Raw genomic sequence first — 21227 nt, 5'->3', positions numbered from 1 at the left:
GCGATCGCTCATACTTAAATCCAATCTTTTATCAGTTGAATATTTTGTATTTTTGGATAAATAGCATTGTACAATTTTGCATCAGCAGTGATAAATTTACAGTTTTCTCTAATGCTTAAAGCTAGGTAAAGGCTATCGTAGACAGTTCTTTGATAATTCACGGCAAACTGATAGGCATCTTTTAATAATTCATCGGCAGGGAATATTTTTAATTGTATTTGCTGAAATAAATCAAGTATCATCTCAGCTTCCTGATTTGTTAAACCTTGAAATCGCTGTATTTTCCAAACAATATTACCAATTTCTGCATAAATTAAGTCTGGAGCAATCAAGGTAATTTGTTGTGATTGATAAGCATCAAGAATTTTATTTGCCTCTAATGAATAATCTTGAGCAATAAACCATTTAATGGCTACACTACTATCAATGACGACTTTATCTGTGATCATCTGTCTCTATCTTCTCGCAATAATTCTGTCAAATCAGAAAATTCTCCATATTTTTGCTTTAAGTTTTCTTGAAAAATATGTATGTTTTTAACAAGTTCAGACTGTTCTATTTTGTTATGTTTAGCGAAATTTATTTGATTAATTTTTTCATCAACAATTCTATTAATTAAGGATTCTAAATCCTGTAAAGTCATTTCGGGAATAGACTGGTTTAGCATATTTGATCTACCTCCAGTAGTAATATCAATTTTTTTTAAGCTAGAATTGAACTAAACTGAGCTTTATTGTAGCATACATTCGTATTAGGAAAAATTCATAAAACGTTTGGTATGTTACCAATAACCGTTGAAATACTTCCAGATAACGCAGGAGTTCTGGATCTAGTGTTCCTAGAAGGGGAGCATCTGGATCACGCACACGAACTATATCTATTGCTGGGTTAAGACGCAAAACAGCAAACTTTAGCTTTGGTGACAAATTTTCATCGAGCTTGCGATATCGCTCATACTCTAGCAGAAATTGGTAAAATTTGGACAACAACCGTTATCCTTAGTGGTGTATCTGTCGTTGATAGCGTTATCAGCGCTATGCTAGAAATAGCAAACTTCAAGGAGAGAGCAAATCATGGAAGAATTACTAGAACTCAGAGAATTAGTGGTTTCTGGCAACCTAGAAGCGGCTCTATCTTTAATTGATGAATTAGAAGAAATGAGTAAAGAAGATAAAATCAATAAAATTTATAGTTATTGTGTAGTTCTTTTAGTCCATTTAATTAAACAACAAGCAGAAAAAAGGACAACTCATTCTTGGGATGTTTCCATTCGCAATGCTATTGATGCAATTGAGCGGATCAACAAACGCAGAAAATCTGGAGGATATTACATGGAAAAAAAAGAAATAGAAGAAATTTTACCAGAAGCTTATAATCGAGCTTTAGATAATGCTTCTTTAGAAGCTTTTGGCGGAATTTATGATGAATTAACCCTAAAAAATATGGTAGATCAAGAATTAATTATTAAACAGGTATTAAATTTTATTTTTAATTAAATAAAGCGCGAAGTTGATTAATGAAAAAATTCTTTTCCTATTAACTATCTACAATTAATAAACCAAATTAAGGAAAACAATATGCAAGTACAAACTCGCAAATATATTTACACCCCTGAAGAATATTTAGAATTAGAAGAAAAAGCACTTTATAAAAGCGAATATCGCAATGGAGAAATTATACCAATGACTGGGGGAACTGGTAATCATAATAAAATTACACTAGCTATTGCGGCGATTTTACTATATGCCATGAGACGCAAAAATAATGAAGTTTTTATGGGAGATATGCGTTTATGGATTCCACAATTTAAAGAATATACTTATCCTGATGTAATTGTAACTGATGGTCAGGCTAGTTATACAGGTAAAAATAACACTACTATTACTAATCCTTTGTTAATTGTTGAGGTTTTATCTAAATCTACAAAAAATTATGATCAGGGTGATAAATTTACTTTTTATCGCTCTATTCCGCAATTTAAAGAATATGTTTTAGTGGAACAAAATCAATATCAGGTGATGCACTATAGCAAAACTAATGAGGGAGAATGGATTTTTCGAGAATATAAATCAGAAAATGATATTGTTAAGTTACAACATCTTGATTTTGAAATTAGTTTAGTAGACATTTATCAAGATGTTACTTTTGAAGACAAGGAATAGTCGGCTTTATTTTATACCCTGAATACACCAAAGGATAAATTAAAAAACATATATGAATACCACTATGATTTCTGCCAGTGAACAAATAATCCTCGTTGTAGATGATTTGCCAGATAATTTGCGAGTTTTGTCGGCTGTACTTACAGAACAAGGTTTTCAAGTGCGTTGTGCTAAAAGCGGAAAAATTGCATTAATGGCAACACAAAATTCCTCCATTGATTTGATTCTGTTGGATATTAATATGCCAGACATGGATGGTTATGAAGTGTGCAAACGGCTGAAATCTAATGAATTTACCCGTCATATTCCTGTAATATTTTTAAGTGCTTTAGATGATGTTTTTGATAAAGTCAAAGCCTTTAATGCAGGTTGCGTAGATTATATTACTAAACCTTTTCAAATTGAAGAAGTCCTGATTCGTATTCAGCGTCAATTAGAATTACAAGCAGCAAAGGCAAAAATTGAACAAATTAATCAACAATTAGAAGAACGAGTGGAGGAACGCACAGCCCAGTTAGCAAAAATTAATCAAGAACTAGAGTTAGAAATCACCGAACGTAAATTAGCAGAATTTCGTCTGCAACAGATTAATGAAACTTTGGAAGAAAGGGTAGAGGTAAGAACTTTAGAGTTGCAAAATGCCCTCCAGCAAATACAATTAACTCAGGCACAAGCTATTCAAAGTGAAAAAATGTCTAGTTTGGGTCAATTAGTAGCGGGAGTTGCCCATGAAATAAATAATCCTGTTGGGTTTATTTATGGCAATATTAGCTATCTTAAACAATCTATGGATGATTTGTTAAGCCTAGTTGCTTTATATCAAGAAATTCATGGAAATAATCACCCAAAGATTGAAAGTTTATCAGAAGGAATTAATTTAGAATTTTTAGTAGCAGATATACCTAAAATAATTAATTCTATTGAAGTAGGATCTCGCCGTATTCGTGATATTGTTTTATCTTTACGTAATTTTTCTCGTATGGATGAAGCGGAATTTAAACAAGTTAATGTCCATGATGGAATTGAAAGCACTTTATTAATTTTACAGCATCGTCTGAAAGCTAATTCTGAACAGCCAGAGATTGAGATTATTCGAGAGTATGGTGATTTACCTCAAGTACAATGCTATGCGGGGCAATTAAATCAGGTGTTTATGAATATTTTAGTAAATGCAATTGATGCTATTGAAGAAAAGAAGACTAGTCTGAATTTAACAGAAAGTAACTCCAACCTGGATCAGATTATCATTAGAACAAAGATTATAGATGAAAAATGGATACAAATTGCGATCGCTGATAATGGCAACGGAATCTCAGTAAATGTGAAAAATCGCATTTTTGACCCATTTTTTACTACCAAAGAAATAGGTAAAGGTACGGGCATGGGCATGGCTATTAGCTATCAAATTATTACAGAAAAACATCATGGTAAATTAGAATGTTTCTCTGATATTGGCAAAGGAACTGAATTTATTATCCAAATTCCCATCGAACAAGCAGCTAATAACACTACTTACTAAGATTAATATTGCTCAATCAGCTAAATCGCTGGCAAAAGCATAAACTAACGCCTTTATTAGTTACTATATTTTTACTTGGTACAGTTAATACGCATAAACAAATCTACTAATCAAGGCTTTTACAATTCAACTAAAGCAGAGAAGGTAAAACTTAATTTTCTGCCCCTTTCTCCGTTAAAACACTAGCATAAAATTATACATTTTAAAATATTGAACAAAAATAGGCGAAATTTTTCCAGAAAAGAAATCTATCTAAGGAAACATTTCAATAATTTATGGTATATAGGTTAAATGTTTGTAGTCCATAATCAGACAATTTTTAATTAAAAGCATGATTACATCTATGTTTTGACCAAAATCTCCACAACGCAAAAACCAGGAATTAATTCACCAAAAATCCATCTGGTTATTGGTGGGATGATTCTGAATATCTACTCTCTCAGGAATAGAGATAACTTTGCTGGTGACAAATTTTTATTTCCCAAGATATATGAAGCACTGATTCAGTTATGAAAAAATTAGAGGCTGCTAATTAATCATAAAAATCACTGATTCTTCAAGACTCATTTTTAACAAATTAGAAAACTGATAATCATGGAAAATTAACTATCAAAAATGTTCTCAGCATTAACCAAGACTTAAAAAATTACTTTCAACATTTCTTCTACTCTTGCTAAAATCACGAATTTCGTTCCATGATGATTTCACAATTTATCAAGAAAGAGTATTTATAAAGCATCACAAATTTACTATTCTTAACTGCAATATTAACCTGTGTCACAATTCCCTCCCCATTCTACTGATAGCAATAGCAGCGCCACAGATGTCACTCCTGTAGTGGCACTCAAGGAACTTGTGTCCAGGCTGCACCGAGAACAAAATAAAATTCAAGATTTACTGAGTTCTTTAGGATTTGCCCTCAGAAGCTTCAATAATTTAAATCAGTTTTTGGAACTGATTCCCCTCATGGCTACCAGAGTCACAGATGCAGAAGGTAGCGCACTTTTTCTTTATAAACCCAACGGACAAATTAGATTAGAACAATTACATTGGCAAGATACTCAGCAAAGAAAAAATATTAGAAAAGCCCTAGAAACTGCTAGTAGTCAAATTACTCTTTTAGCTAACTCAGTCCCTACTGCTATTTCCACAGGGATTCTAGATGACCAAATGCACGCCGTTTTAGGTCCAGATGTGCAAATCTTTGGCACAGCTATTTTAGTCAAGCATACAGAACGAGGTTGGCTGTATGTTTTGAGTCGAGATCCTGAATATAGCTGGACAGAAACTAGACAAAAATTAGTGCGGTTAGTAGCAGACCAAACAGCAGTGGCAATTGACAATGATGAACTATCTGTAGAATTAAGAAAAAAAGAACGTTTAGACCAAGAGTTAGAAATTGGTGCAGAAATTCAACGCCGACTTTTACCGCGTCAATGTCCTAATATTCCTGGGTTATCAATAGCCGCCCGTTGTAAACCGGCTAATCAAGTTGGTGGTGATTACTATGATTTTATTCCCACCAATCAAAATCAGTTAAAACCCAAACCACAAGCATCTCCAGAAAATGCTAGTTGGGGTTTAGTGATTGGGGATGTCATGGGTAAAGGTGTTCCCGCAGGTTTAATTATGACGATGCTGCGAGGAATGTTACGCGGTGAAGTATTGCATGGTAACTCCCCAGCCGGAATTTTACAAAATTTGAATCGGGTTATGTATGCGGATTTGGAAAATTCCCACCGCTTTGTGACTATGTTTTATTCCGAATATGACCCACAAACGCGGATTTTATCTTATAGTAATGCTGCCCATAATCCGCCCTTGTGGTGGCACGCAGCGACAAAAACTGTCAGTCAGTTAGATACAATGGGGATGTTAATTGGTTTAGATGCCAATAGCGAATATGAAAATGCTCAAGCACAGTTAGAAGTGGGAGATACAGTAATTTATTATACGGATGGTTTGACGGATGCAGCGGCGGCTGGAGGCGATCGCTTTGATGAAGATAATTTTGTTACATCCTTCAGAACAGCCTGTAAGTATTGCAATAGTCCCCAGGAAATTGTCGAATATCTCTTTGACCAAGTTGAACAATTCATTGGTTCTGATAGACGAAATACCGATGATATGACATTAGTTGTCATGCAAATTGTCTGATATGGGTAGTTGGACAAAATTCAATTCACTCTTTGAGAGAGGGAACTCTGACTCGGTGACTCCTGTTCGATAAAATATTTTCTGCTGTCATATATAACAAAATTATCCAAAAATACCCAATAATACCCCCTATATTCCTAATTTAATTAATCAAGAAAACATTACCCATCAACCGATTCACAAAATTTGAGGCTATGATCAAAATAGAAGCATTAAAATTTTAGTCGCTGTTGATTGTTCCAAGCCTCAACACTGGATTAATTGACACATAACGAGGTCTTATGAAAACTCAAAAATGTCCCACTTGTCAAGGTGAATTAGAAACTAAGCAAATTGAAAAAATGCTAAAAGGAGGCAATAACACCGCCGTTATCCATGTAGAAGCAGAAGTTTGTTCAAAATGTGGAGAAAAGCTCTATAAACCAGACGTTGTTAGCCAATTTACTCAAATTCGTGCCAAACTCAGAAACCAAGAAACCGAAGATTTTCAAGTTATTGGTCAATCTTTCCGCGTTTCTGTTTAATTGATTAAGTCAAGAAAGCTGAAGAATTTTATTCTAAGTTGGATAATCTTACATCTTGTAATTGGCACAGGCAATTATACTTAAGTCTTAAAAATGGGTGGCCCGGGATTCGAACCCGGAACAAATCGGTTAAAAGCCGAGTACTCTACCGTTGAGTTAGCCACCCTTTTGCTGTTTTTCCAACTTTATCAATATACCATCAACAGCTATGGTTTTGTCAAGGGGTTTCTAGAAAAAACTTGCCGTTAACTGGAAAGCAGCAGAACAACTAGCTCCCGGCGCTAACACAGTCAGGTTTTCACCAGTGTTGAAAGCATTGCGGGTGGCGCTCCAAGGCTCTAGACAGTAGAAATCTTTGCCCTTGACAGTCCAAAACACCAACCAGGTAGAGAAATCATCGTAATCTAGGGTTAGCTTCAATTTGCGGTTGTTATCTGTGACTGTGGCTGATTTACTGGTTAGTCCGCCAAAGGCAAAATCAATTTCATCTTGGTTAAAATCAAATTTGCCGTTAAAAGCGTGAAATTCCTTGGTTTTGTTATCTTGGTATTGTCCAGAAGGAAGTTCTACTTCTAGCTGATTTTTGTCACCACAGAGAAAATAAGGGTGGAAACCAGCGGAAAATGGCATGGGTGTAGATGACAGATTTTTATATTCCTGACGCACTACTAAGGTATTACCTTGGAGTTCGTAGGTAAAAGCCAATTCAAAATCAAAAGGATAAACTGCCTTTGTTTCCTCGTTGCTGCTGAGAACTACTGTTAGACTAGCATTACCTTGGGTATTTTGCGCTGTTGCTGTCCAAGGCAATTCCCGCGCAAAGCCATGTTGTTTAATAGTATACGGTTTTCCCTCAACGCTGTAAGTATTATCAGGTAAGTTACCGCACAGAGGAAACAAAATGGGATTACCACCTCTAACACTCAAATCAGGATGGGTAAAGCGATCGCTGTCCATATAGAAGATTTCTTGACCTTGCACCAGCCAACGAGTAATGATACCACCTCTTTCGGGGACGACTTCTATTTGTGTACCAGCGGTTTTATCAGACAGGATGTAGGTTTTGTATTGTTGTTCTTGAATGTCAATGGTAAACATAATAGCCAGTAGATTGGTGTGGAAGTTTGTGCTTATGAACAGGCAAGAGGAAACAGGCAATACATATTGCGATTTTTCTACCTTTCTCCCCAATTGTAGGTTGTCATGCCCACAAATTCCACCATGATCATTTGTATGGGATTTTGATAAAAAAGAACTTTCTCAATAAACCTGACTTTTCCCGTTAAGTCGTGAAACTCCCAATTAACAAGGGTTTTAGACTATAGCCTAATTCTCAACAAGCGACCTTTAATGAAAATAATCAACGAGAAAATAGGACTTTGGAGCGGGGGTTATACTGGGCGATAGCGAAGCGCTCCGTAGGAATCGCTCAATTAGAAAGATAACGGGAAAAGTCAGCTCAATAAACAGGGGTCTATTCTCATGATTATTGAGAATATTCTCAATAATCAAACGAGTTTTGGTGATTTCAGCTTGGGGTCTTGACAGTGTTTCAAGTTTCGGGTATGCTAATGGTATGAGTGGAAGAGTGTGCGCTCATATATATAGGGTTTTTATTTATCAAGATAATTATTTCCCAAATCAACCCCAGAAGTAAGGGAAATAAGAAAATAATATTTGTCCTCATCACCAAAATACCAAACCGTTATCTTGGATCTCAGAATGAAGATGCAATTACAGTAGATGTAAAACGGGGGAACATGGTTAGAATTTGAGATAGACAAGTAAGTTTATTTAATTGTCAGAATCAGGTGGTTATCGAGCGAAGTCGAGATAATATCCAGGATTTGAGGATTTTCAGAATGTTATTGAATGATGTTTGGTGGGGTGTTGGTGATTTTTATTTTGTCAGAATCAGGATTTCCAGGATTTGAGGATTCACAGGATGTTGTGGGATGATTTTTGGTGGGGATTTGAAGGTTTAATTCTCATGTTTTCAATTTTAAAATTGATGATTACATATTCAATAAATATTCTTTAATAACTTATAAATTTTAAAAGATCATATTGTAAATCAAACATTTCAAAATAATATCCTGTAAATCCTTTAATCCTGGTTATCCTGATTCTGACAAATACAACTTTCATCACCAACAAACCATCTAAAAATTACCATCCTGTACATCCTTTAATCCTGGATATTATCTCGACTTCGCTCGATAACCACCTGATTCTGACAATTGAGAATTTCAGATACCCGACAACTTTTAACCATCTTCTTATTTATCACATTAATTATCACAGAAGTCAGGGATAGTAGTTTCCATCCCCTTGCGGGGAAGTTGGTTTGGAAAGCCAAGGGTCACAGGGTAGTTTCAGCCGCAATAATATATTTTCTATCATTTACCAAAACCCATATTTCATAAAAAACATCCTGTAAATCCTGTAATCCTGGATATCCTGATGCAGACAATTTACTTATTTTCTAACTTCTTAGTAAGATTAGGAAATTTTCAGCGAAATAAAAATATTTTCATGATTGACTTGAGAAAAATCACACATCGCGCTAGTCTTCATAGCGTCAACCCGTGAAACTCAAACCATGACAAACCACCCCCAAATACCCCCCTGCACCTGGAAACGTCCCCTTGGCTTAGGCTGGGATAAACCCTACACCGTCCGTTATCCTAGTAATATTGATGATGGTCCCTGGCACGGAATGCCTCTTGGTGGCTTTGGTGCAGGGTGTATAGGACGTTCTTCACGAGGAGATTTTAATCTGTGGCACATTGACGGAGGAGAACATACTTTTAGAAATGTTCCCGCTTGTCAATTTAGTATTTTTGAATCTGGACAAGCTTACGCATTATCTACACAACCTCCAGAAGATCATACACTGCAATCTTGGCAATGGTATCCACCTTCTCAGGAACAGAGTTCAGGTACATATCATGCACTTTATCCCCGCAGTTGGTTTGTTTATGAAAATGTCTTAAAAACTCAATTAACTTGTGAGCAATTTTCCCCAATTTGGGCAGATAATTATCAAGAAGCAAGTTATCCGGTTGCGGTTTTTTTGTGGAAGGCACATAACCCCACAAATGCACCAATTACTATTAGCATTATGCTAACTTGGGAAAATATGGTGGGTTGGTTTACTAATACTTTAAAATCTCCCGAAGTGAGAGTTAGAGATGATGGTAGTCCAGTTTATGAATATGTACCACGCTGGGGAGAAAGTCAAGGTAATTATAATTGCATAGCAGAAGATGATCAATATTTTGGTTGCGTTTTAGGTCAAGTTTCTGATAGTAAGACTGTTCAAGAAGGAGACGGAACTTGGTGTATTGCGACTGCAAAAAATCCTCAAGTTGAGATATTTCATCATTCCCGTTTTAATCCTGTGGGTAATGGTGAAGATGTTTGGCAAAGTTTTTCTGAAAATGGTTCTTTACCTAATTATCTAAATGAAACTCCCGCTGATGAAAATACCCGTTTAGGTGCAGCAATTGCGGTGCGGGTTACTTTGCAACCTGGGGAAAATTTAGAAGTTCCTTTTGTTCTCAGTTGGGATTTTCCCGTCACGGAATTTGCAGAGGGAGTGAACTATTACCGCAGATATACAGACTTTTTCGGTTGTAATGGTGAGAATGCTTGGCAGATTGCCACTACTGCTCTTAAAGAATATCAGAATTGGCGATCGCACATCCAATCCTGGCAACAACCAATTATCAACCGTTCTGACTTACCCGACTGGTTCAAAATGGCATTATTCAACGAACTCTACGACTTAACCAGCGGTGGAACTCTCTGGAGTGCATCCTCAGAAATTGATTCCGTCGGTCAATTTGCTGTGTTAGAATGTTTAGACTACCGTTGGTATGAAAGTCTAGATGTGCGGTTATACGGTTCTTTTGGTTTATTGATGTTATTTCCTGAACTGGAAAAATCCGTAATTCGCGCTTTTGCCAGAGCAATTCCCCAAAGTGATGATAGAACTAGAATTATCGGTTATTATCTCACCATCAAATCAGAAAGTCCTAACGCAGTTCGGAAAATTGCCGGTGCGACACCCCACGATTTAGGCGCACCTAATGAATGGGTTTGGGAAAAAACCAATTACACTAGTTATCAAGATTGCAACCTATGGAAAGACTTAGGTTGTGATTTTGTCTTGCAGGTATATCGAGATTATCTCTTCACTGGTGCAAATGATATCCAGTTTTTAGCAGATTGTTGGGATGCTATTGTCCAAACTCTCGATTATGTGAAAACATTTGATCTCGATGGTGACAGTATACCCGAAAATTCTGGCGCTCCCGACCAAACTTTCGATGATTGGCGTTTACAAGGTGTCAGCGCCTATTGTGGTGGTTTGTGGTTAGCTGCTTTGGAAAGTGCGATCGCTATCAGTGATATTTTAGCAGAACACAAAGACACAAAAACCCAAAAATCAATTTATCAAACTTGGTTAAATCAATCAAAACCAATTTATCAAGAAAAACTTTGGAATGGTGAATATTACCGTCTGGATAGTGACAGTGGTTCTGATGTCGTCATGGCTGACCAATTGTGTGGGCAATTCTACGCTCGTCTATTGAGTTTACCAGATATTGTCCCCAGCGATCGCGCTTTATCCGCCTTAACAAAAGTATACGATGCCTGTTTTCTCAAATTCCAAAATGGTAAATTCGGCGCTGCTAACGGTGTTCTTCCCAATGGTTTACCCGAAAATCCCAATTCTACCCATCCTTTGGAAGTTTGGACAGGCATCAATTTTGGTCTAGCAGCCTTCTTAGTGCAAATGGACATGAAAAATGAAGCCATGCGGTTAACTGAGGCTGTAGTGAAGCAAATTTACGACAATGGCTTGCAATTCCGCACCCCCGAAGCAATCACCGCTAATGGTACTTTCCGTGCTAGTACCTATCTCCGCCCTATGGCTATTTGGGGAATTTATTTACTAATTCCTTAAGTTTAACACTTTTCAGATCCCCGACTTCTTCAAGAAGTCGGGGATATTGTTATTCTTGTTATGCAATTTTATTTTCCTGTTGTTTCCGGAATTGTGCGAAAAAATTAGTAATGGTTAAGAGTTGAGGAACTTAAATCTGAAAATCAATGTCTTAAGATACACTTCTTTTCCCTGATTTAGCGACAAAAATCACTTCTAAACCCACACAGAACATAAAATTAGTCGTTTCCACCCAACATGGACAAATTTTCTGCTCAAGTATCATTGGGTTAACTGGCGCTTACAAAGCCACTGAAAAATGAGCAGTCAGCAATTTAGCATAAGCTATGGCAATGATAGCACGTTTAAATGGTAATCACTGCAATTAACTTTTTTCCCATTCGCAAAAACACAATCACTGATTCTCTAATTGATTTAGGGATGTGGTAGATTAAAAAATTGAAATTACCCAGCCAAAAAAATTCTCCAATCTAGTTGACAACAGATGAGAATTTATCAGTAGACTCCAATTGTATAAAAATATGAGTAGTTGCAGGATAGTTGAATAAAGCAAGGACAGCAGGAGCTTTATCAAGCTATTTAATCAGGTTGGTCAGGTTCAAACGCGGTTGTTGGTATCTATGACTCGCAGTATTGGTGATAAGTTCCCAGTTAGTTTGCCAATAGTCAAAAATTTTGATCAGTATAGATCCCTTGAAAAATACCCTTGTTGTTTAACAGCTTAAACAGCTTGGGAGTTACACTATAACTTCCTCATTCTTATCTGTCAAGCAATTATCTCATGAATTTTTGGGGAAGTTATCCAGAAAATCCAAGTTGGTAATTTTTACTCAACCTTGAACAGCAGCAGTTCACATCTGCCAATTTTAGCCGATTGAATCTATTAAAAATTCCTTAGCCATAGGAACTCAATTCTGATTTGATACCGAAGTATCGGCTTTAACCAAAAGAATTTGCGGTAATTGGCAATAAATAATGATAGTTATTTCTACAGAATTATCTTAATTAACATCCTGTAATCTTACTTATAGCAATAAATTGTATACATATAATTAGCAGTTTACTAATTTCAGTGAATGGCAATACTGCCTAATAAATAAATAGCTATCAGTAAACAAATAAGATAATAGTTAAAGGTTCATGGTGATACAGTTTTTGTTATCCATATCTAGCTAGATGTCTTCTTTATCCAAAATTCACCATCTTCATGAAATTAATTAACCGACAATATTAGTGTATTCACAAGAAAACATTTTGCTAATTTTGGAATTGTTTATTAATTGATATGTATATCTATTTGTCAATATCAAAAATCCATACAATGCTTATACAGCAAAGATTATATAGAAATAAAGCGGAAATTTAAACATTTTTTGTTTCAATAAAAATTTAATTTTTTGGGGTATGACTGTCCATTAAAACTATTTATATATTAGGAGCTTAGGAAAACCATATTAGTGGTGTTTTTGTCTTGTATGACAATAATAACATCTGCCATTGAGATTAAAGTGGGGGGTAACACCCCTCATTTTTTGCCAAGTGGGGACAAAACCCAAACTTGCACAAGACATAAGTAAATATCTAGATAAGTTCAGTAAATTTAACTTAAATCTTGCCACCTTGGCAGATGACATTAGCGACAAAAAATAGTATAAATAAAAATGTGGCTTTTGAAATTGAGAAATTAATGGTTTTCCTGATTCCACCTGTGCAATTGTCCGCTTTTACAGCAGAAGCAGCAAAAGCAATGGTAAGAAGTTATACAGCAGTAACTAGGGTGAAGCCAAAAATTTCCACTTGGAAGTTTCAACAGTACACAACAGCATCTACGAAAAGCTACGTCGAACTCCATTCCTCTCGGTAGAAATCAGAAAATTTGGTAAATTTTTACCTTTGATTCATTAGTAAGTATAAATCTAAAGCCCAGACATAATTAATACATATTATTTCTGTGAGCTATAGATATTACTAATTGAAAACTGTAAAACTACTTGGAAAATCAGGGTATACACGGCCAGCACAGTAGTACAGAGGCTTGATTAAAAACAATCAGGTTTTCAATCACAGGTCAGGTTATGAAAAAAATCATCAGGTCAAATGCGTTTTTTAGCTCAGTTCAACGGGTAATTTTAGGAATACAGTTCTCTAAAATCCGTTATCTCCAGGTATCCGTGTTCACAATTACCCTATTTTTGCAACAAGTTGTTACTCTTTTTAACATCTGCCACCAATTGATTATTTATAGGTTCTGGTCATTCCCGCAACCGCAATTTGGCTGAAGACCATCGCATTTGCGTCAAACTGGACTAATTTACTCAATTCAAGAAGAACTAAGATTATGAATCAAGATATTGCTGGCAGTGGTAACAACTTAGAACCAAAAATCCATCCCGAACAGTTAGACCAAGTAGTCGAAGCGATTTTAGCAGGGAAGTATTCTTGGGCTTGTGTTTTAATGTTACGATTCGTGGGCTATAATCCCATGCACTATATCCCTTATCGGACTTATAACCGCATCCTCAAAGAAAATGCTCGCATGAGTCGTTCCAATCCCCAAAATAATGAAACTCTCAAAATTGCTAAACCCACCACAGAGAAAAGATCCGAGGGCAATCTGGCATCTAACTGTTTAAGTAAGATTAAGGATATAGCCTATATGGAAGTGGGAGGCAAGCATCATGCTGAAGCACGCGCCAATAGTAGAGAAAAAAAGTCGGCATAGTTGCTGATAATCTCGTAATTGCTTGTTACTCAGATCAGTTGATTGAAAATGTGAGTAACTGCAATTACTGACTTCGTTGTAAAAATCTGCCAGAATGGCAAATATACACTGATAACATCCTATAGATTAGAAATAGCAACCTAAACAATGATTCATGGCAGACTAATTGCATTTTTCCCAAAAAACTGTTTGTGTCTGTACATGAAAGAGCAGACTAATTACATTTTTTCCAAAAAAACTGTTTGTGTCTGTACATGAAAGATAGGGGCTGATTGTTTTGGCATTCAGTTCTGATTAATTAAATAAATTCTTCATTAAGACTGATGAACCATAACTAAAGGTGGTTCTCTTTCCTGATAAGTTTGAATGCTTTTCAATTGGGGTGGTGGATTACCCTAGTAAAATTGATATGGCTAGATAACTTCTACTACCAAATTTCCGGTGACTAAGGTTTGGCTAACTTTAGTTATTAAGGTAGATTAGGAAAGGGAAAGGTTATGGTGAAATCATGCTTTTACTTACAAATTATTACTGTTATGTCAACTGGCAATTGATATAACAGTAATTATAATTTGTGATAATTTTACAGATGCTTGTTCATGTATATAAAATTCTACAAGAGGATTTCCTGAAATTTACTCAATATATTTTTATCAGCTTTAAGTTAATATAAATTTTTTATAAAGTTTTCATGAAGTTTAGATGAAGATTTTATTTTTTATATAAATTTTAGAAGAAGATGTAGCAGAATTTAAAGATAAGAATTAAAGCTTTGTCACTTTTTTATCTAAACTAAATGACTAATGCCCTGCTATCAGACAAACAGTTTCCTATTTAAGAAAGTTTGCTGATGAGAGTTTTCTATTTTTAGGATAGTGTAAGAGATAGATTACATTCTGCTTAAGTTTATTTAGTGTGAGGCTACAATTTTTGAAGAGTTCCGTAATTATTAGTTAGTTAGCATTCAGCTATCAGTGGTCAGCAGTCAGCTAAAACCAGATTTTAGGGGTTTTGAGGTGGGGGAGACTTTTGGCATTAGCAAGCTAAATATTGGGCGTTTATTTATGGGTGTTTTGCCAGACAATGCTGTTTATTGGGGGGACATAACAGCTATGCCTGTTACATAGATATTGAGAATTACATGAATATTCAGGAAACATCCTACAGATTAAATATTGCATATCTGTGAAAGTTTTTGCATCTGGATTTTAGCAATAGATGTAATAGATGAATTTGCCCGAATTTGAAAGTAGAAAGCAACTGGTAAGAATTATGTCATCTTATTCTCATCAAGATCAGGTTGTGAATATTTACGATACTTATGAAAGTAAGTTTTTAACACCTTTTCAGCGGAAAGTGTTGCTAAAAAATTTACAAAATAATTCGCAACCAGAATATCGGCGACGAATTGAGATTATGTTGTTAGCAGATATGGGAAAGTCGCAAACTCATATTTGTGAAATGATTGGTTGTTCTCAGGAGATGGCGAGATACTGGATAGGTATTGCTGAGGCGGGGATGGCGCATAAATGGAATCAGCGACCATTGGGTAGACCAAAGATTGTTAATGATGAATATATTGAAAGGTTGAAGGAATTAGTTAATTGTAGTCCCCGTGAATATGGCTATGCTTTTGGTGATTGGACGGCGCAATGGTTGAGTAAACATTTGGCGAAGGAGTTGGGAATTCAAATTAGCGATCGCCACATTAATCGCCTCCTTAAACAAATGGGACTGTCTACTAAACGTAAAAGTTCCCCATTGATAACTACTGAAAATCAGGATTTGGCAATTAAAATTAGTGATTTGCATTCTCTACCTGAACCTAGTTTTCATTGGTCATTTAATCTCATGCAGACCAATAAATAATAGTGTTTTGGAGGTTAGGAAATGCTATCAGCGTTTTCTCAGGAACAGTTAGCTACATATATTAAGCAAGTTTTGGGTGATGGATTATCAGATCAAGTAGTTACGGATTGTATCAAGGCTTTAGAAATTATTGAGCCGCCAGTAGCAAAGCAATTTTGGCAAGCGACTACAGCAAATCCGGGAATTTATATTGTGCTGTCGGGTAAGGTGAGATTACTTGATAGCTCCAACAATTTAATTAATACTCTCACGCCAGGATCATCATTTGGGGAGTTAACTTTATTTCCAGACCAAGATTTTAGCAGTTATGTTGCTAGAGCTTCTGTGAATTTAAAGGTTGCCTATCTTCCCGAAAAAACGGTGAAAAATGTTATGGGAGAATTTCCTCCTGTTTATAATTTTTTGCTGAATAAGGCAGAGTTAATTAACAGTCCTAAGTCTCCAGATATACCGATTGTTGAATTGCCAAAAAATGGCAAAGTTGTTAATTTCTCTCAACCAATTATTCCCGCACCAACAGTAACAAAGAAACGCTCTCAATATTTTCCTATTCCTACTGTTATTGCTGGCAATTGGTGGCGGAAATTTACTAAACGCTACCCATTTTTTGAACAACAAAGTGCGGCGGATTGTGGTGCTGCTTGCTTAGTTATGGTTGGTCGTTATTGGGGGAAAAACCTGAGTATTAATCGGCTGCGGGATCTGGCTAATATTAGCCGGAGTGGTGCATCTATGCGGAGTTTGAGTGCGGCGGCGGAAAGCCTGGGTTTTGCTACCCGTCCGGTAAAAGCCAGTTTGGATAAATTTGCTCAACAGCCTTTACCTGCGATCGCTCATTGGCAAGGCAAACATTACATTGTTGTCTATGAAATTACCAAAAAACAGGTAATTATTGCCGATCCTGCCATTGGTCAACGTCGGCTGACTACCAAGGAATTTCTCGCAGGTTGGACTGGTTACGCTTTACTATTACAACCTACAGCTTCACTCAAAAAAACCCTAGAAGCTAACACGCCATTTTGGCAGTTATTGGATTTAGTTAAACCTCATTCTCAAGTTCTCCTAGAAGTATTTCTTGCTTCAGTATTAATTCAAATATTTGGATTAATTACGCCCTTATTTACGCAACTTCTATTAGATAGAGTCATTGTTCAAGGCAGTGTTTTAACTTTAAATACTGTCGGGTTTGGATTGTTAATTTTTGGGTTGTTTCGGGTTGCCATTAATGGGTTAAGACAATATTTACTAGATCACACCGCCAACCGCATTAGTGTTGCGTTAATGGTAGGTTTTATTAAACATACATTTAGTCTACCGCTGGCATTTTTTGAATCTCGTTATGTCGGGGATATTGTCTCCCGTGTCCAAGAAAATCAAAAAATTCAACGTTTTCTAACGGGTGAAGCTCTTTCTATTGGTTTGGATTTACTAACGGTCTTTGTTTATGTAGGATTAATGTTTTGGTATAGTCCACCAATGGCATTAATGACATTAGCAATTGTACCACCATTTGTGATTTTAACATTCTTTGCCACACCATTTTTGCGGCGGATTAGTCGGGAGGTATTTACAGCCGGAACACTGGAAAATAGTTATTTAATTCAAAGCTTGACTGGCATTTCTTCGATTCGTTCAATGGCTATTGAACAAACGGTGCGTTGGCATTGGGAAGAATTACTAAATAATTTAATCAAAAAGAACTTTAGTGGTCAAGTAATTAGTAATCAACTGCAATTAGTTAGTTCTACTATTCAATCCTTGGCAAGTACAGGATTATTATGGTTTGGCGCTTGGTTGGTGATTCAAAATCAACTTACCATTGGTCAATTAGTTGCCTTTAATATGTTATTAGGCAATATTATACAGCCTTTCCAACGATTAATTATTTTGTGGAATCAGTTACAGGAAGTAATTGTCGCCACAGAACGAATTAATGATGTCTTAGAAGCACAGCCAGAGGAAGATTTAGAACAGAAACCTCGGCAGTTTCTCCCCAGATTAGTTGGGAGAATTAGTTTTAATAATGTTACCTTTCGCTATCATCCTGAAAGTGAGATTAATATTTTAGAAAATCTCAGTTTTGAAATCTTGCCTGAACAAACTGTAGCAGTTGTTGGTCGCAGTGGTTCGGGAAAAACAACACTTTCTAAGTTAATTTTGGGTTTATATCTAGCGACAGATGGAAGAGTTTTGATTGACAATCAAGATGTTACTAGTATTTCCTTACATTCCTTGCGATCGCAAATTGGTGTTGTTGATCAAGATACCTTTTTATTTGGGGGAACAATTCGGGAAAATATCACAATTGCTCATCCAGAAGCCTCTTTAGAAGAGATTATGGAAGCAGCCAGACTTGCAGGTGCAGATGAGTTTATTAAAAGAATGCCAATGGGTTATGAAACTCAAATTGGTGAAGGGGGAGGAATGTTATCTGGAGGACAACGCCAACGGTTAGCAATTGCCCGCGCATTATTAGGAAATCCCCGACTTTTAATATTAGATGAAGCCACAAGTCACCTGGATGCCGAATCAGAACGGATTATTCAGAACAACCTCAAAAAAATCCTGCAAGGACGTACAAGTGTAATTATTGCTCACCGTCTTTCTACAGTTCGTCATGCTGATCTAATTTTAGTCTTAGATCGTGGTGTTTTAGTAGAAAGCGGTACACATGAACAATTAATCACCAAAAGAGGACATTATTTCTATCTTAATCAACAACAATTAGCACAAACAAATTAATTTTTCAATAACCAGATCCCCAATTTATTACATAAGTTGGGGATCTATCACCAAAATTCTTCAATTATTTATGCCACAGTCAGTTTACACCCAACCAACAACTACTATAAATCCACCGCATCAACCTGAATCTACTACTTTAATAACAAACCAACAAGTCCAGATATTAGATAAAGCCAAGGATTGGTTTTATGGAACAGAGGAATTATTAGACGCTTTACCAAAAGCATGGACTCGTTCCATGTTGTATTTACTAGTCAGTTTTGCCGCTATTATTTTACCTTGGGCAATGTTAACTAAAGTTGATGAAACGGGCAATGCTAGTGGGAGAATAGAACCCAAAGGTGCAACACAAAAATTAGATAGTGCGGTAACTGGTAGTGTTATTAATGTCAATGTTAGAGAAGGTGCAACTGTTAAAGCTGGACAAGTTTTATTAGCAATGGAATCTGATGTTTTACAAACAGAACTTCAACAAGCACAATCTAAATTAGAGGGGCTAATTAATCGCCAATCTCAACTAGAAATATTAAAAAATCAAGTCTTGATGTCAATTAATATTCAACGTCAGCAAAATCAATCTCAAGCATTAGAAAAAATCGCGCAACTTAATCAGGCTCAACAAACATTTGAGACTAAAAAAAGTGCTTATAATTTCCAAAATTTGGAAAAATTAGCTCAAGTTGATCAGGCCAAACAGAATATACAATCTAGTCAAACTAACTACAGATTAGCTACAAGTCGCTTGCGTCGAGATATTTCTGAACTTAAACGTTATCATCTACTATTAAAGGAAGGAATAATTCCTCAAACTAAAATAGTAGAATTAGAAAAAATTGCTGAAGAAAGTCAACGTTCCCAAGAAGAAGCAAAATTTAATCTGCAAACAGCAAAGTTAAGACTAAAGGAAGAAGTCAGTCGTTATCAGTCACTAATGAATCAAGTTAGCTCAGATATTGAACAGGCAAAACTACGGTTACAAGAAGAAGAAAGTAGTTATAAAAGTTCTCTGCAAGGTGGAGAATTAGTTTTATTAAAAAGTCAAGAACAGTTTAAAGACATTCAAAATCAAATCATTTCTCTCCAATCAGAAATGATGCAAACAAAGGGACAAATTACAGCCTTGAATTTACAACTAAAACAGCGAACTATTCGTTCTCCTATTGATGGTATAATTTTTGAATTACCTATCAAAAAATCTGGTTCTGTTGTCCAAGTAGGACAAATGGTTGCTCAAATTGCCCCCGAAAATGCTCCTTTGATCTTAAAGGCACGTATGCCCAGTCAAAATAGTGGTTTTGTCAAAGCAGGAATGCCAGTAAAAATTAAATTTGATGCTTATCCTTTCCAAGAGTATGGAATTGTATCAGGACGGATTAGTTGGATTTCGCCTAACTCTAAAGTTCAAGAAAATAGTTCTAACCGCATAGAAACTTATGAATTAGATATCGCATTGGAAAATCCTTATATTCAAGTCGGTAACAAACGGATTCCTATTACTCCTGGACAAACAGCAAGCGCAGAAGTAATTATTCGTCAGCGTCATGTTATTGACTTTATCTTAGATCCATTCAAGAAGTTGCAAAAGAGTGGCTTAGAGCTTTAAATAAAATTAATATTTAAGACATAATTTAGTAAATTATGTCTTTTTTTAAAGGCGTTAATATGCAATTTTTTGATTATTTTTAAGATAAAAATGTCAGAATTAAATAGTTAATTTCATTAAATATGTAGAGGGTAAGACAATGAAGAAAATAGTGATAAATGACTTATATTCTAGTCATTTATTAACCTTTATTGATGATTTAAATCCACCAGAATTAGGTGCTTTATTAGGAAGAGGTTTAGGAGGGTTTTATCCTGGGCTAAGTCCTAATGTTTTTATAACCACCGTTTATGATGGTATAAATAGAATATCAAACACTTATGAAGGAGGAGGTAGCTTTCGTGATAATAAATTCAATACGATAGATTCTGGTCGGACAGTTAATGCTTGGGTAGGTCGGTAATTATTTCAGCACATTCAAGGGCAATTTTTTCATACTCAGCAGAACTGTTCACTGGTTGACGAGGAAATAAGATCATGGCTACAATCATCATTTCTGACTTACAGGAAAAGACATTTTTAGATGACTTAAATTCAGAGCAAATACAGCAGATTTTAGGTACTGGTATTATACCTTTACCTTTCTTGGGTGGACGTGGTTCGGATGTTGCATTAACGACTGTTTATGATGGTATAAATAACTTGGAAACAGCATATCGTGGTCCATTTAGTTTCTATGATAATAAGATTTTTACTCTTGATCTTGCCAGAAGTGCTGTCTATTTAGTATTGTGAAAAATTTTTAGGTGGTTGTTTTTTCTTCTTTACACCCCACTTAACGTTTATCTCCGAGGAAGTTTTTACTTCCTCTTTTTTATTGTTCCTGCTGATAATTGTTCACAGTTCTATGAAAACTGCTGGATGTTATGATATAGTATTATGAGTATGAATTACTGGTAGTTTTTCACTCTCCCCCCACTTTCGAGAGTTTATAGGGTAGGTAGAAGTAGG

Annotated in this window: 17 protein-coding genes and 1 tRNA gene; 13 read left to right on the top strand and 5 right to left on the bottom strand. The window is 35.7% G+C overall.

All coding sequences use genetic code 11. The features are described 5' to 3' along the window. Positions 1-14: 14 nt before the first annotated feature. Genes FJR05_RS25320 through FJR05_RS25310 form a run of 3 tightly spaced genes read right to left on the bottom strand, consistent with a single transcriptional unit; the run spans position 15 to position 986 of the window. Entirely contained in the window at positions 15-449 is a 435-nt protein-coding gene (locus FJR05_RS25320; RefSeq protein WP_168646653.1) for a type II toxin-antitoxin system VapC family toxin, read from the bottom strand. Beyond that, positions 446-667 (bottom strand): hypothetical protein, encoded by a 222-nt coding sequence (locus FJR05_RS25315; protein WP_168646652.1) that lies wholly within the window; start codon positions 665-667, stop codon positions 446-448. The genes FJR05_RS25320 and FJR05_RS25315 overlap by 4 nt, the downstream gene beginning before the upstream one ends. A 40-nt stretch (positions 668-707) precedes the next feature. Beyond that, the gene (locus FJR05_RS25310; protein ID WP_254447105.1) at positions 708-986 is read right to left on the bottom strand and encodes a hypothetical protein; all 279 of its coding nucleotides are present in this window, start codon (positions 984-986) and stop codon (positions 708-710) included. Between the two features lie 87 nt (positions 987-1073). Between FJR05_RS25310 and FJR05_RS25305 the strand changes: the two genes are divergently transcribed. From FJR05_RS25305 to FJR05_RS25285, 5 genes are all read left to right on the top strand, one after another. Then, complete coding sequence (locus FJR05_RS25305) at positions 1074-1496, top strand: DUF29 family protein (RefSeq protein WP_168646651.1); 423 nt, start codon at positions 1074-1076, stop codon at positions 1494-1496. Between the two features lie 81 nt (positions 1497-1577). Next, entirely contained in the window at positions 1578-2162 is a 585-nt protein-coding gene (locus FJR05_RS25300; RefSeq protein ID WP_168646650.1) for a Uma2 family endonuclease, read from the top strand. Positions 2163-2214: 52 nt separating this feature from the next. Next, positions 2215-3681, top strand: a complete 1467-nt coding sequence (locus FJR05_RS25295) for a response regulator (protein WP_254447098.1) — start codon at positions 2215-2217, stop codon at positions 3679-3681. 774 nt (positions 3682-4455) lie between these two features. After that, positions 4456-5838 (top strand): PP2C family protein-serine/threonine phosphatase, encoded by a 1383-nt coding sequence (locus tag FJR05_RS25290; RefSeq protein WP_168646649.1) that lies wholly within the window; start codon positions 4456-4458, stop codon positions 5836-5838. 281 nt (positions 5839-6119) lie between these two features. Then, on the top strand, positions 6120-6362 hold the full coding sequence (locus FJR05_RS25285; RefSeq protein ID WP_168646648.1) for a YgiT-type zinc finger protein: 243 nt from the start codon (positions 6120-6122) through the stop codon (positions 6360-6362). 94 nt (positions 6363-6456) lie between these two features. On the opposite strand, the gene FJR05_RS25280 is transcribed toward FJR05_RS25285, so the two are convergent. Both FJR05_RS25280 and FJR05_RS25275 read right to left on the bottom strand, forming a co-directional pair. Next, positions 6457-6528: transfer RNA gene (locus tag FJR05_RS25280), tRNA-Lys, on the bottom strand. A 62-nt stretch (positions 6529-6590) separates the two neighbouring features. Further along, on the bottom strand, positions 6591-7460 hold the full coding sequence (locus FJR05_RS25275) for an aldose epimerase (RefSeq protein ID WP_168646647.1): 870 nt from the start codon (positions 7458-7460) through the stop codon (positions 6591-6593). Between the two features lie 1504 nt (positions 7461-8964). On the opposite strand from FJR05_RS25275, the gene FJR05_RS25270 reads away from it, so the two are divergent. The 8 genes from FJR05_RS25270 to FJR05_RS25235 all read left to right on the top strand — a co-directional run bounded on the left by FJR05_RS25270 (position 8965) and on the right by FJR05_RS25235 (position 21011). Next, positions 8965-11337 carry a GH116 family glycosyl hydrolase gene (locus FJR05_RS25270; RefSeq protein ID WP_168646646.1) on the top strand — a complete coding sequence of 791 codons (2373 nt, stop codon included), beginning with the start codon at positions 8965-8967 and terminating at the stop codon, positions 11335-11337. A gap of 1612 nt (positions 11338-12949) precedes the next feature. Then, positions 12950-13201 (top strand): hypothetical protein, encoded by a 252-nt coding sequence (locus FJR05_RS25265; protein WP_168646645.1) that lies wholly within the window; start codon positions 12950-12952, stop codon positions 13199-13201. 474 nt (positions 13202-13675) lie between these two features. Continuing rightward, the gene (locus FJR05_RS25260) at positions 13676-14059 is read left to right on the top strand and encodes a HetP family heterocyst commitment protein (protein ID WP_168646644.1); all 384 of its coding nucleotides are present in this window, start codon (positions 13676-13678) and stop codon (positions 14057-14059) included. Between the two features lie 1272 nt (positions 14060-15331). Beyond that, positions 15332-15928, top strand: coding sequence for a helix-turn-helix domain-containing protein (locus tag FJR05_RS25255; protein WP_168646643.1), 597 nt, complete (start codon positions 15332-15334; stop codon positions 15926-15928). 21 nt (positions 15929-15949) lie between these two features. Continuing rightward, positions 15950-18670, top strand: a complete 2721-nt coding sequence (locus FJR05_RS25250) for a peptidase domain-containing ABC transporter (protein WP_168646642.1) — start codon at positions 15950-15952, stop codon at positions 18668-18670. Positions 18671-18740: 70 nt separating this feature from the next. Further along, positions 18741-20276, top strand: a complete 1536-nt coding sequence (locus FJR05_RS25245) for an HlyD family efflux transporter periplasmic adaptor subunit (protein ID WP_168646641.1) — start codon at positions 18741-18743, stop codon at positions 20274-20276. Between the two features lie 139 nt (positions 20277-20415). Next, on the top strand, positions 20416-20679 hold the full coding sequence (locus tag FJR05_RS25240) for a hypothetical protein (RefSeq protein ID WP_168646640.1): 264 nt from the start codon (positions 20416-20418) through the stop codon (positions 20677-20679). 74 nt (positions 20680-20753) lie between these two features. Continuing rightward, complete coding sequence (locus FJR05_RS25235; protein WP_168646639.1) at positions 20754-21011, top strand: hypothetical protein; 258 nt, start codon at positions 20754-20756, stop codon at positions 21009-21011. The last annotated feature ends 216 nt before the right edge of the window (positions 21012-21227 follow it).

It is taken from the genome of Dolichospermum sp. UHCC 0259 (genome assembly GCF_009711935.1).
Taxonomy (GTDB): Bacteria; Cyanobacteriota; Cyanobacteriia; order Cyanobacteriales; family Nostocaceae; genus Dolichospermum.
Note: the sequence above shows the minus strand (reverse complement) of the source record. Positions and strands in the feature narration are given on the sequence as shown.